Origin of the sequence: Vibrio sp. SCSIO 43155 (assembly GCF_023716605.1) — a bacterium.
Classification (GTDB): domain Bacteria; phylum Pseudomonadota; class Gammaproteobacteria; order Enterobacterales; family Vibrionaceae; genus Vibrio; species Vibrio harveyi.
Window position 1 is genome coordinate 1072130 of sequence record NZ_CP071853.1, and the last position, 13476, is coordinate 1085605.

The window sequence follows — 13476 nt, forward strand, 5'->3', positions numbered from 1 at the left end:
TAAGTTATGAGCGAACAACACGAATACTGTATGGTCTTGAGTACTTCTGGTACAGAGAAGAACCGGGACGAAATCATCAAAGGGCTACTGGAAGGGCAGTTAGCCGCTTGCATTCAGACGATGGCAATAGAGAGTCATTATGTGTGGAAAGGTGAAGTCTGCAGCGACAATGAATGGTTGTTGATCATCAAGACACGCAAAGATCTCTATGCATTAGTAGAAGATAAAATAAAAGACCTGCACGAGTATGAGGTCGCTCAAATCGTACAGGTCCCAATTGTCGAAGGTTTTAACCCGTATTTAGAATGGCTTCGCCAGTCTACGCTGAGTTGTCAGTAAAAGTAACGACACAATTGCTCCCATGGTGTCGCACAACATGTCTTTCTGGGCATCCCATATATCACCCTGTGAACCCAGAAAGGCAATACCCTCATCACCACCAGCTATTGCCGCATACCACCATTCAATGATTTCGTAACCAGCTGCGAGTGACATAATCGCAAACAACGCAAACCAAGATGCAAATCCGGAACTGATCCTTTTCTTATTAATTAGATATTCAGCAATAGGATAGGCATACAAGCCGATAGAAAAGTGAGCGACGCGGTCAAAGTTATTACGCTCAGAGCCAATTAAGTTATTAAACCAATCAAATGGGACTTCTGCGAAGGTATATTTTGCGCCGATCGTATGAAGGCATAACCAAATAAACATCAGTACATAGGCTGTGTTACTAAACTGATAGCGAATAGACAGTGCCCAAATGGCAATAAGAATACCAATAGCTGGTACGATTTCCGCGAACCAAACTGCGCGTGAACTTGGCTCGAGTGCAGAATATAGAAAAACGATGGCGTAGAAAATGGTCAAACCCAACAGGGTAGAAGTGCTTTTCATACAGAAATTGATCCTTCAATTAAATACTGTCTCTATGATTACACTTAATTGAACGGTGTGCAATTAATAAATTTAACAAGGAGATGATTACTTTTTATGTTGATATATTGCCAAACTGCTCAACAATAAAACGTTTGCGCGTAAACATTTCATTAAAGTTTGATTTACAACATACCCATCCATAGAATTCACCGTTCAGTCTAATAAAAAAGAAGTAAAGTCATGAAACTGGAAACTGTCGATTATCTTGCTGACGATGCTGCTCAACAGTTCGTCACCTCACTGCGCGAAACGGGTTTTGGTGTTCTTAAGAACCATCCAATTCCTCAAGAGCTGGTCGAATCTATTTACAAAAACTGGTACGAGTTTTTCTGCTCAGAGCAAAAGAACGATTTCCACTTCAATGTTGAAACACAAGACGGATATTTTCCACCATCAGTTTCTGAAGTTGCGAAAGGTCATTCAGTCAAAGACATCAAAGAGTACTTTCACGTGTACCCTTGGGGTCAGATGCCAGAACAGTTAAGAGAAGAGATTTTAGAGTACTACGAGCGCGCTAATGCATTTGCTCAAGAACTGCTTGGTTGGGTAGAAGAATACGCACCAAAAGACGTTCAAGAGAAATTCTCAATTGCGCTGTCAGAGATGATTAACAACAGCGATAAAACGCTACTTCGTGTTCTTCACTATCCACCAATGACGGGTGAAGAAGAGCCTGGCGCAATTCGTGCTGCCGCGCACGAAGACATTAACTTACTAACGGTTCTGCCAGCAGCAAACGAACCTGGTCTGCAAGTAATGAGCAAAGAAGGTGACTGGTTAGATGTGCCATGTGACTTCGGTAACTTGATCATTAACATCGGTGATATGCTGCAAGAGGCGTCTGGTGGCTACTTCCCGTCAACAACGCACCGCGTGATTAACCCAACTGGCGGTCGCCAAGAAAAGTCGCGTATTTCGCTTCCGCTTTTCTTGCACCCGAAACCAGATACGGTACTTTCAGAGCGTTACACTGCGCACAGCTACCTGATGGAACGTTTAAGAGAATTAGGCGTTATTTAAGTTAACGAGATCTTGCTTCAAAAGGCTGATGGTTTATGACTGTCAGCCTTTTTGTGTTTATGGTACAAATTGACTAGCTTTATATAACAGGTACTTAAACGGTTAGGGGATACATGGACGAACAACTCAATGTTTGCCAAAACAGTCAGCAATACATGGAAAACCCATTGTTGTGGCCCATTTTAGACATCCTCAGAAAGCAGCCTTCAAATTGGAAGGTGCATACTTTAGCTCATGAGCTCAGCCAAAAGGGCTACATACAACAGTTAGATGAATCTCCGGATAAAGATCTTTTCAAGCGAAATTTCTTATTAATGAACGCGCTCTATCAATTGCAAGAAACGCTTTATCCCGATGGTTGGTTGCAAGTCGAAGCAATGAATATTGTGCTTATGTCCGCCATAGAAGCCTCTCGCCACAGCGTTGATACCAATGATCCCCTAAGAGAGTATTACCTTGATTGGAAGAACTACGAAGCGGACGAAGGCGAGGTGCGCCGACTACTTAATGATTTCTGGAGTCGATATCAACGTTACATCGGGGGAAATGTCTCTGATGACCTAGACCGAAGTAAAGCACTACATTTGTTTGAGCTAGATGCAGACGCAACCCGAACTGAGATTCGCCGACAATGGCGTAAGCTGGCATTACGTTGGCACCCAGACCGAGAGAACGGTAATGCAGATAGGTTTAGAGTGCTATGCAATGCTTGGAACGTACTTCGAAACGGATAATGAATTCATTTTAAGTTACATTGTCACGTATTGGGCGTCATGATTCGTACAAGATTAAAAAGGCAGCGTTTATCGCTGCCTTTGTTAGCTGTTCGTTGGGTATTAACGAGAAGGTTTGAACTGAGACTTACGCATACGGTTCAGCGCTGCCATTACGTCCAATGTACGAGGTTTCGCTAAGTCGCCTTGTTTAGGCAAGGTCGCGTACCATTCACCAGTAAGCATGTCTTCGATTTCTTTTGCAGGGTGGTTACACCAACCCGGAAGTTGAGCAATTTGGAACCACAACCAACCAATCGTGTTTACTTCATCCGCTGACTCAAGTTGCTCAAGCGCACTTAGATCTGCGAATTCTTTACCGAAGCGAAGAGAATCTTTGCCTTTTGCATTCACACGGAACTTGCCGTCTGTCAGGATGTTCATTAGCGCTACACGGTTTAACGCACGAGGGCGGAATGTTTGCAAGCTTTCTTCTGACTCGTTGTGGCGCTGAGTCGGATGCTGTGCAATAACTTGCTTCGCTTTTTCTGTTACATCAACTGCTTGGTAATCGTGCATTTGGATAACGGTATCTGCAACGTCTAGGTAGTCACCTGAGCCACCCATAACGATGATGGTCGAGATTTCAAGCTCATCACGCAATTGTCCGATGCGATCTACCAAAGGCGTTATAGGCTCGTCGCCTTTGGCAACCAATGCCTGCATACGTTCATCACGAATCATAAAGTTAGTTGCTGACGTATCTTCATCAATAAGCAGTGAACTAGCGCCGGCCTCGATAGATTCTTGCAACCAAGCGGCTTGAGAGGTTGAACCAGAGGCGTCTTGCGTAGAGAAATCTGACGTATCTTTACCCATTGGTAAATGGTTGATGTAGTTAGATAAATTCAAGTGATGAACGCAGCGACCGTCTTCTGCACGAATCTTCATCGCGTTCGCATCAGTGACGATGTATTCGCGACCATCACCAGGGATGTGATCGTAAATAGAGCGTTCAATTGCATTTAGCAACGTTGATTTACCATGGAAGCCACCACCAACAATCAATGTGATGCCTTTTGGAATACCCAAACCTGTTACGTAACCTTTGTTTGGCGCATGCAAAGTTACTTGAAGTGACTCTGGCGCTTTAAATTCAACCGCGTCTTTCATCGGCAAATCACAGTTACCTGCAATACGCGGAAGGATGCTGCCATTCGCCACAAAAGCGACTAGATTGTTTGCTTCAAGTTGCTCGCGCAGAGACGCTTGGTCTTCAACCACTTTACAGTGCTCAATCAATGCGTCTTTGTTCAGCTCGCGCTCTAATGTTGCGCGACGAATAAACTTCGGCAAGTAGAAAGTCAGAATGTTATTCGCTTTTTTGCCAAGAACAGAGCGACCTTCGGCAGGCAGGTTAACACGGAAGCGAAGCTCAATACCTTCGTCAGTGAAAAGTACTGCCGTATTGTCCAAAACGGTTTGACCGCTAAGTGAGATAGCTACGGTATTCTCTTGCTTTGCAAACTCATCAAAGCTACGTGCAATGAAGTCACGAGCTGCACGCTGGAATGCTGGAGATTCATCTTTTAGCCATTCGAGACCGGTCAAAGACCACGCGCGAGTTGCACGTAGGCGAGAAGCAGATGCGTACGGGTCACCTTGTACGTAGTCGATGTACAAGTCGAAATCACCGAAGTCGTATTGACCTTTGATTTGTTGGTATGCGCGGTAGTTCTGCTTTTCGATTTTTTTAAGCGTGGCAGTCAACTGATCCATGAAGATAATGGCCTTTTTATTGGAAGCGGGCGGCGATTATAGAAACCACCGCCAACAGAGTAAAGGAAATGCTTAGGAAGAATAGGTGTATTGACCACCTAATAGGTTTTGATTAAACAAACTTTGTTCGAATTCATTACAAGGCATTGGCTTACCATACAAAAAACCTTGTCCGATATCGCAGCCTTCACCAATTAGAAACTGCTCTTGTTGGCTGGATTCAATACCTTCAATGACAACTTGGAGATCAAGCTTTTTAGCAATATGGATAATGGAACAAATGATGGCTCTGTCATCGTCGGATTTTTCCATCTGCTGAACAAAGCTTTTATCAATTTTAATCGCGTCAAAAGGGTATTTCTTCAAGTAACTGAAAGAGGCATAGCCTGTCCCAAAGTCATCTAGTGACAGTGTAACACCAAGCTTGTGTAGTTTATTCAACGTGTTACGTGCAACGACTTCATCTGCGATTAAAGCGCTCTCAGTCACTTCTAGCTCAAGGAAGTGTGCTGGTAGATGGAAGGTTTCAAGTAGATGTTCTATCTGTTCGGCAAAGTTAACGTTTTGCAATTGTATAGGCGAAACATTAACGGCAATTTTGAAGTTATCCACTAACTCAGACCATTGCTTGGCTTTGTCTATGGCTGTGCGTAAAACGAATGAACCCACCTCAAAGATCAAGCCGTTTTGCTCTGCCATATGAATTAGCGCTTCATTTGAGACATCACCCAAGACAGGATGACGCCAACGTAACAGCGCTTCTGCACCTATCCATTTGTGTGTGTGGGGAAGCACCTTAGGTTGGAAGTACAACATCAGGTCATCATTACGAACTGCCTGTAGAAGATAGCTTTCTAATTGATTGTGGTTGTTGAGATCTTGCGTATGACTTTCGCAGAAATAATTGTATGACTCGCCAGACTCTTTGCACAACAACATTGCATAGCAAGCATTTTGCAGCAGTTGCTTGGCATGGCTGTTTCGATGAGCTTGGACGACACCAATGTAAGAATGAAGATGCACTTCATTGTCATCGATATAAAAATTGCCAACGCTCACATGAGTAATTTCGTCGAGTAAATGTTGGACTTTCGGCTCGATATCCTCGCCTGAAACAATGAGCACAAGATCGTTGGAGCTTGGTCGCCCTGTGACAAAATAACTGGATTCACTGTGACCAAGACGAAAGCGAAACTCCTTCAACACTTCGTCGAAAGCTTCGAATCCGTATTTGGTTTGGATGCTACGGGCGTTACTGAATCCAATGTTAATCACGACCAAAGATTGCTCGTCATGGTTGATGGACTCAATGACTTCGTCTAGTTGTTCTTCTAAAGCAGCGCGGTTAAGAAAGCCAGTGCCTTGGTCATGAGTTTGTTGATAGTTGACTTGTTTCTCGGCAGCTTTGCGTCTGTCGATCTCTTTCGTCAATGAATAACTGAGTTGCGCAAGGTCGGTTGTGCGCGTTTCGACTCTGTTTTTTAGTTCGCTATTTAGCCTTACTAATTTGTGTTGCTGGAATACAACCGCAAGTTGTGCCTCGATAGATTCTTTGAAAGAACTTAATAACTCACGGTAGGTATCGCTGTATTGGTTCTCTTTAGTATCTAGCATACAGATGGTACCGAAGGTTTCACCGTTCGGCCAGTACAAGGGCAGACCACAATAGGAGATCATACCAAGTTTGATATCCGGGTTGTCTTTCCACTCCTGGTCTTTGAGTGCATTTGAGACCATGAGTTCGCGCTTGTGTTGAATGACATGTTCACAATACAGACCATGTCCAAGGGCTTCTTTGTCACCCACTTTATAGGGGTTATTTTCCGTTTCGCTAGAGGTATTGACTTCGATATGCTCTGGATGCACACGCATGATAAGCGTAGTGGGAACATCCGCAATGCGGGCTAACAAGTTGACGATGTTTTGCCAACTTCTCCGCATCGAATCGGGGATCTCATAATCCAAGGTTTGCAATGTGCCCATAAAGGTAATCCTTTCCCGTAAGTTCACGTCCTGTGAATGAAAGTCGTTGTAATTTTTATGTGAGCTTATTCTTGTTGTTGAGTAGTTATTTAACCATTCGTTTAGTTTAAGTATAGGGGCGGCAGAACCCGAAACAAAAAAAAGTCCTGAAAACCTTTCAGGACTTTGAAATACTTGGCACTATCTCAGTAGTGAGACGCTAGAATCCAAGTGCAAGCTTATGGCTTGAGCGCCTTGAGTGCTTTCATCGATATATCTTGAGAGTAATCGACGCCTTCAAAGTTGAAGCCATTTAGCTTCATAAATTCGTCTTTGAATCCAGCATAGTCACCCACTTGTTTGAAGTTATCTGCGTTCATTTGTGAAAGAAGTTCACTGACTTCTTTCTGAACTTGAGGATCTAACTCCAGATCATCGATTCGAATCAAACGTTCACCATCGACAGGTACTTTTTCTTGGTCGTACAACTTCGTCGTGAACAGACGTTGCATTTGCTCGATACAACGTTCGTGGGTGCCTTTTTCCTTCATCACACGATACAGAGCGAGTAGGTAAGGACTGAGAGCAGGAATAAAAACACTCGCTTTTGTGACAAGCGCTTTACACACGGTCGCGTAAGCGCCACCACCAAAGTTTGCCATCTTTATGTTCAATGCATGACTGGTTTGGTGTAAATCGACTTTTGCACGACCTAGCGTGCCATCAAGATAAATTGGGTGTGTGACTTCGGGTCCCATGTAAGAGAAGGCGATCGTTTTGCAGCCTTTTGCCACCGATTCAGAGTTGATCAGCGTATCGATCCAGCTTTCCCAATCTTCTCCGCCCATCACCTTAATTGTTGCTTCAGCTTCTTCCTCTGATGCTGGAGCAAGAGTGGAGTCTATCCACTGATCGTTTTCCAGCATAATCGATGCACCAGTGACAGATTCACCAATAGGTTTGATGACACTGCGCCAAAAATCGTCAGATTCTGCCTTCGGACGAACACCAGTCGCCAAGCTGTAAATGACTAAATCTACTTCACCTTCAAAGTGAGTTTCGATAGCTTCGATTACTTGGTTGCGCACAGAATCAGAAAAAGCATCGCCCACGATGTTTACTGCTGTTCGACCGTGATGAGTTGCTTCTTCTTTAAAGTAAATGTTGTTGTACCAACCAGCACTACCAACGCCCTTATCAGATGGTCCACGCTCGAATGAAACGCCGATCGTGTCGGCCTCAGCGCCGCCAAAGGTGAGGGCGATGCGAGCAGCCAATCCGAAACCGGAAGACGCACCGATGATCAAAACCCGTTTGGGACCATTTTGGATCTGCGGAGCTTGTTTTACGTAATTAATTTGCTCTTTGATGGAAGCGCGGCACCCATACGGATGTGCCGATCGAGCTACAACACCTTGAATTAACGGTTCTATTTGCATTGTTATTATCTAACCTTGGTGAATAAGATGCCGAGTAGAGTAACGTAAAGTTTGGTAAAACTTATTGAGCTAGACCATCAAAATTAGAGATGTTTAACCAATTCTTGCGCAACGAAGTCTGCGATAAAAGGCTGAGCTTCTGGTTTTGGGTGCAGACCATCATCCATCATCCATTCAGGTTTAATGATGACGTGCTCTAAGAAGAAGGGCATCAGAGCCACTTTTTGGTGTTCAGCAAGCTTAGGGTAAATATCGTAGAACATATCGCTATAGCGCTTACCGTAGTTTGGTGGCACACGGATTTGCATCATCACAACATCCGCACCAGAATCTTTGATCATGGTAATCATTTTCGATAAGTTCGACGTAATAAGTTTAGGTGGGAATCCACGAAGACCATCGTTGGCACCGAGTTCAATAAGCACAACGTCAGGAGTGTGCTGCTCAAGGAGAGCTGGCAAACGCGCAAGACCATTACCTGTGGTGTCCCCTGAGATACTGCCATTTACAACTTTTACATCTTGACCATGTTCTAGTAACGCATCAGGAAGTAAGCTAGGCCAACTCTCTTCGATTGGCATTTGATAGCCAGCGCTTAGGCTGTCACCCAAAACAAGCAACTTTTCGTTCGCCTGCGCAGAAGCGGAAAGACAGAAAAAAAGAACTAAGGAAAGTATACGAATCATGCAAACACCTGTACTTAAAGCACCTATTGTTCAAGCTAATTTAGTTTCTAAACAAGTCTCTACTAATCAAGAACATTTAACAATCCTTAAAAATGTAAATGTTGACATTAGAAAGGGCGAGAAGATTGCCATTGTTGGTACCTCTGGCGCGGGCAAGTCTACATTGATGACACTGCTCGCTGGATTAGATACCCCAACCTCAGGCGAAATCACCTTATTAGGGCATGAGCTTTCAAAGTTAGACGATGAGGCTCGTGCAAAAATTCGTGCGGACTCGTTGGGCTTCGTATTTCAAAGCTTTCTTCTCATCCCAAGTTTGAGCGCATTACGAAATGTCACGTTACCTTGTCTTCTACGTGGTGAAGCTGAAGATGATGCAAGAGCAAAAGCATTGCTGACAGCGGTTGGGCTGGAAAAGCGTCTCGACCACTTACCAAGTCAATTGTCGGGGGGAGAACAACAGCGTGTCGCTCTTGCAAGGGCATTTATGACTCAGCCAGAACTGCTGTTTGCCGATGAACCAACGGGAAACCTCGACCATCAAACCGCCGAAAGAGTCATCGAGCTTCTGTTTGATTTGAATGAACAGCATGGCACAACCTTAATACTGGTTACTCACGACAGTCATTTAGCCAGTCGTTGTGACCGTGTATATCGAATGGAAGCAGGCGAGTTGCAGGAGGAGGTGATATGTCCGTGATCTCTTCAAGTGAGCAAGACTCAACTCAGATGCCTAAGCAGGCTAAACAATCGCCAAACAAAAGCTTAGTACGTTGGAGTTTGGGTGAAATCCGTCAAGGAAATCTATGGCCGATCAGTGTTGCCTTGATTCTCGTGATTGCCAGTATTTTTGCGCTCTCGGCTCTGGCAGAAAGAATGGAGCAGGTGATCGTTAAGCAAGGTAAAGATGCGTTAACAGCTGATGCTGTTTTTGTGTCTGCTAACCCTATACCAAATACTTTGTTGGCTGCTACCGACGAGATGTCACGCTCTACCATGACACGATTCGCTACCATGGCATTCAGTGATACTGGCATGCAGCTTATCTCTGTTCGTGCCGTTGATGAGCAGTACCCTCTGATGGGTGAATTAGTCTTGGACAATAACTCAGCCGGCCACGTCAAAGAAAACCAGCTATGGCTTGATGAACGCATCATGGCGCAGCTTGATGTTAAAAAGGGTGACGCTGTCACTATTGGTGATGCGGACTTTATCGTTTCAGGTGTAGTTTTGATGGAACCAGGTTTGAGCTTTAACCCATTCCAACAAATGCCTTCAGCCTATATTCATCAAAGCGATGTTGAAAAAACAGGGGCAATCCAGTTGGGGAGCCGTGTTCAATATCGTTTGTTTTTAAAAGGCGACGATGCAACATTAACGCAACTGCAAGACAGTACTGAATTGTCACCAAGTGATCGCTGGAGAACGCAAGATACTGCAAGTCGAAGTAACGAAGTCTTCGAACGAACAACTCAATACCTGTCTTTGACGGTTGCTATTGTTATCATCATGGCGGCAACGACGTTGGTTTTGACTTGCCAAAGCTACGTGAACAGCCGAACGCAAACCATCGCAATGTTGAAAAGCTTGGGGGCGAGTCGCCGCTGGATTGAAAAGTGGCTTTTGATTCAAGTCACTATTTTGCTGCTTAGTGCCAGTATTGTTGGTCTGCTATTAGGTAGTGGTTTGGAGTATTTATTGCGAATTCCCCTCAGGGATTTGTTGCCTAATCCACTGCCTAGTTACGGTGTCACTCCTATCTTGATTTCAGTTGTATCAGCGGTTCTTATTACTGTTCCAGCGCTTGGGATTCCCTTACTCGGATTAATCAAAACACCTGCTCTAGAAGTTCTTCAACAAGGTTCTGGCAAACGCTCTTGGAAACGCATGTGGCTTATCTTAGTGCCCGTCGTGCCTTTGCTTATCCTTTATGCAAACAACACTCTGGTTTGGATTGTACTTGCGGGCATTGCGATGTTATTTGTCGTGCTTGCGGCAACGAGCGTTGCGCTCACTAAGTTATTTGCTCGAGTTTCTACTCGGCCAGCAATGAAGCTTGCACTCAGTCGAATCAATCGCACACCAGTTACCAGTGGTTTGCAGTTTGGCGCTTTATCGCTTTCTCTGATGTTACTTTCGATAATTTGGTTAGTACGTAGCGATATTCTTGCTGATTGGTCGAGAACACTTCCTGCGGACGCACCTAACGTATTTGCTTTGAATATCGCTGATTACGAACTAGACAGTTATCTAGAAACATTGGACAAAAACAACGTGACGCGGTCACGAGCTTTCCCAATCATTCGTGGTCGATTAGCAGAAATTAATGATGTAAGCGTTAAAGAGATTAAATCAGAGGGGCAAGGCTCAGATGCCGTGAGTCGTGAACTTAACCTCACTTGGGGGGAGACACTTCCTGAGTACAACGATGTCATATCTGGTGAGTGGAAAAACAAAGCCAGTGTATCGGTAGAAGCACAGGTTGCAGATGAACTGGGTATCGAACTTGGTGACAAATTGCGGTTTGTTATTAACAGCCAAAACTTCGATGCCACTGTTGATAGCATTCGTCATGTTGAGTGGCGTGATATGAAGCCTAACTTCTATTTCATCTTTTCGTCTGACGTGATGGCAAGCTTACCAGGCTCTTATTTGATCAGTTATCGTATCGACGATGATAACAATGCATTGTTGACGTCGATGTCACGTGCACATCCGACGGTCTCCGTACTCGATATTCGAACCATGGGTGACAAAATCCAAACACTTATCCAACAAATTGTATCGGCAATCACCATATTGGCATTGCTTGGTGTAGTGGCTGGTCTTTTGCTGATATTTACATTGCTTCGTTTGAGTTTGTCTCAACGCCAGCAGGAAATTCGACTCTATCGAACATTGGGGTCAAGTAAGAAGCGTATCAACACTACGCTATGGGCTGAATACGGCATTATGGCAATGGTGGCGAGTGGCGTTGCAGTGTTTGCAGCAGAGGTCTGTGTTGCTGCTGTGATGAAATATGGCTTTGAGCTTAATGCGCAGATCCACCCTGAATTGTGGATAGCTTTACCTTTCGCTACGTTTGTTGTTCTTGCTTTAGTGGTAATGAGCCTTTTGAAAAGATTGTTAACGCCAGTAAACACTTAATTAGCCTCCGTTTAACTACCGCGGATGCACTCCATGACAGTTTTATTTTAGTTATCCACAAAAACGGTGGATAACTTTTGGGATAACTGAGTTGTTAGTAAAGTGGGGTGTTTCCGCAGGCTTTATGCCATGGGTGTTAGCGTAAAAATATTATTCACACAGGGTCAAAAACACGCTTTCCTAACAACCTCGTCAAGCACTTTTTTCGGAAATTTTTTGCTCTCAAAAGTAACTTTTGACGTATACCGTTAACAAACGCAAACCCATGAACTTTTTGTGATTTTAATCATACTCAAACCCGAGTAGAATCGACACTAAGTAAAGATTTCTCCTTATAAAATTTTCAGTGAAGCAATGAAGTCTGAGTTTCCAAATCGTAAAGATAAACACATCGCTATCGTTGGTGGTGGCGTAGCAGGTTCAACTGCTGCGATTCACTTTGCCGAGTTAGGTTTTAAAGTGTCCGTAATCGAAAAAGGGGTATCGTTGGTGAATGGTCCCCCAATATGCCATTTGCATGCCGGCGGCAACCTGTATCGAGAGATTTCTGAACAACAATGTTTAGATCTTCTAACCCAGTCTATTGAGACGATTCGCTTGTATCCCCATTCACTGAATATTCGTCCGACTATTATTGCTGTTCCGTATTCAGACGGTGGTGATCCAGAAACTTTGTTACCACGACTGGAAGTGATTAAACGTGCTTACCAAACGCTGGTTGTCCAAGACGCTCGAAACCAAGTTCTAGGTGAACCTGATGAGTACTACAAACTCTACTCGAAGGAAGCGTTACTACAACTTGCGAGCCAAGCTCAACCAGAACAGCCTCAAAGCATTGATGAATGGTGCATCCCATTTGCTCAGCATGCCGATCTAGATGAGCTTAAATACCCGGTTGTGGCGGTTCAAGAGTATGGTTGGAGCGTATTCCGTCTTGCTGCAATCGCGAACATGACTTTAGAGCAGATGCCAAACGTCGATGTAATTACACAAGCGGAATTGGTGGAGTCTCATTGGAATGGTTCTGCTTGGACTTTGGCTTATACAAAAGATGGCTCTGAACATGCGTTGAACTGCGACTTCTTAGTGAATGCGTGCGGTTTTGAAACCGGAGTCGTGGACGACAAGGTAGGTGTCCGGCGTGAACGTCTTGTTGAGTTTAAGGCAGCATACGTCACTCGTTGGAACGAATGTACTCAACAATGGCCAGAGGTTATTTTCCATGGTCCTCGTGGTACTGATAAGGGCATGGCTCAATTAACACCTTATGGCGATGGTTATTTTCAACTACATGGGATGACCAAAGGTATTACGTTGTTTGACGATGGTTTAGTCGAAAGTTCACAGGCTTCTGCGCAGCCAGAACTACCGACAAGTTTGTTATCGAAAATACGACATGGTTGGCGTCAAGAGATACTTGATGAGCGTACCGACAATGCGATAGCACACATGGCGCAGTTCATTCCAGATTATCATACGGCAGTAAGAGGTGGTAAGGCGTTATTTGGTGCTCAGCAGATCCCAGGGACAGATCCAGTACTGCGAGCCGCGGACGTCACGTTTGAAGAAAATAACTACGCGCGTATCGAAGTGGTTAAAGCGTCGTCTACATTACTCGCTGCGCAGAAAATGGCGCAATATTGGTTTGATATTGAACCTAGCGATAACGTCGAGCAGCAGCATCCTGTGACTGTCCATTGGACTGATCAAGAAGTAGAGGATTGTGCGATCAAACTGACCTATGAGCGTGGTTATCCGCAAGCATTAGCAGAGCGCTACGGTATGTAACAT

Annotated in this window: 11 protein-coding genes; 6 read left to right on the top strand and 5 right to left on the bottom strand. The window is 44.4% G+C overall.

Going from position 1 to position 13476, the window contains the following annotated elements; translation table 11 throughout:
* Positions 1–6: 6 nt before the first annotated feature.
* A complete protein-coding gene (cutA, locus tag J4N44_RS21670) occupies positions 7–339 on the top strand; it encodes a divalent-cation tolerance protein CutA (RefSeq protein ID WP_017189039.1) in 333 nt (110 codons plus the stop codon).
* On the opposite strand, the gene J4N44_RS21675 is transcribed toward cutA, so the two are convergent.
* Positions 301–897 (bottom strand): DUF2238 domain-containing protein, encoded by a 597-nt coding sequence (locus J4N44_RS21675; protein ID WP_005451764.1) that lies wholly within the window; start codon positions 895–897, stop codon positions 301–303. The genes cutA and J4N44_RS21675 overlap by 39 nt on opposite strands.
* Before the next feature lie 222 nt (positions 898–1119).
* Here J4N44_RS21675 and J4N44_RS21680 point away from each other — a divergent pair, with 222 nt between their 5' ends.
* Positions 1120–1959 carry an isopenicillin N synthase family dioxygenase gene (locus J4N44_RS21680; protein ID WP_005451765.1) on the top strand — a complete coding sequence of 280 codons (840 nt, stop codon included), beginning with the start codon at positions 1120–1122 and terminating at the stop codon, positions 1957–1959.
* Positions 1960–2072: 113 nt separating this feature from the next.
* The gene (locus J4N44_RS21685; protein ID WP_005451766.1) at positions 2073–2693 is read left to right on the top strand and encodes a DNA-J related domain-containing protein; all 621 of its coding nucleotides are present in this window, start codon (positions 2073–2075) and stop codon (positions 2691–2693) included.
* Between the two features lie 102 nt (positions 2694–2795).
* On the opposite strand, the gene J4N44_RS21690 is transcribed toward J4N44_RS21685, so the two are convergent.
* From J4N44_RS21690 to tesA, 4 genes are all read right to left on the bottom strand, one after another.
* Positions 2796–4451 carry an ABC-ATPase domain-containing protein gene (locus J4N44_RS21690; RefSeq protein WP_252045775.1) on the bottom strand — a complete coding sequence of 552 codons (1656 nt, stop codon included), beginning with the start codon at positions 4449–4451 and terminating at the stop codon, positions 2796–2798.
* 72 nt (positions 4452–4523) lie between these two features.
* The gene (locus J4N44_RS21695; RefSeq protein WP_199449439.1) at positions 4524–6434 is read right to left on the bottom strand and encodes a bifunctional diguanylate cyclase/phosphodiesterase; all 1911 of its coding nucleotides are present in this window, start codon (positions 6432–6434) and stop codon (positions 4524–4526) included.
* A gap of 218 nt (positions 6435–6652) precedes the next feature.
* A complete protein-coding gene (fabV, locus tag J4N44_RS21700) occupies positions 6653–7852 on the bottom strand; it encodes an enoyl-ACP reductase FabV (RefSeq protein ID WP_017819605.1) in 1200 nt (399 codons plus the stop codon).
* 83 nt (positions 7853–7935) lie between these two features.
* Complete coding sequence (tesA, locus tag J4N44_RS21705) at positions 7936–8538, bottom strand: multifunctional acyl-CoA thioesterase I/protease I/lysophospholipase L1 (RefSeq protein WP_033008165.1); 603 nt, start codon at positions 8536–8538, stop codon at positions 7936–7938.
* Here tesA and J4N44_RS21710 point away from each other — a divergent pair.
* The 3 genes from J4N44_RS21710 to J4N44_RS21720 all read left to right on the top strand — a co-directional run bounded on the left by J4N44_RS21710 (position 8537) and on the right by J4N44_RS21720 (position 13473).
* A complete protein-coding gene (locus tag J4N44_RS21710; RefSeq protein WP_005451774.1) occupies positions 8537–9238 on the top strand; it encodes an ABC transporter ATP-binding protein in 702 nt (233 codons plus the stop codon). The genes tesA and J4N44_RS21710 overlap by 2 nt on opposite strands.
* Entirely contained in the window at positions 9229–11685 is a 2457-nt protein-coding gene (locus J4N44_RS21715) for an ABC transporter permease (RefSeq protein ID WP_252045776.1), read from the top strand. The genes J4N44_RS21710 and J4N44_RS21715 overlap by 10 nt, the downstream gene beginning before the upstream one ends.
* Before the next feature lie 354 nt (positions 11686–12039).
* Positions 12040–13473: an FAD-dependent oxidoreductase gene (locus J4N44_RS21720; protein ID WP_252045777.1), complete on the top strand. Its 1434-nt coding sequence runs from the start codon at positions 12040–12042 to the stop codon at positions 13471–13473.
* Positions 13474–13476: the final 3 nt, after the last annotated feature.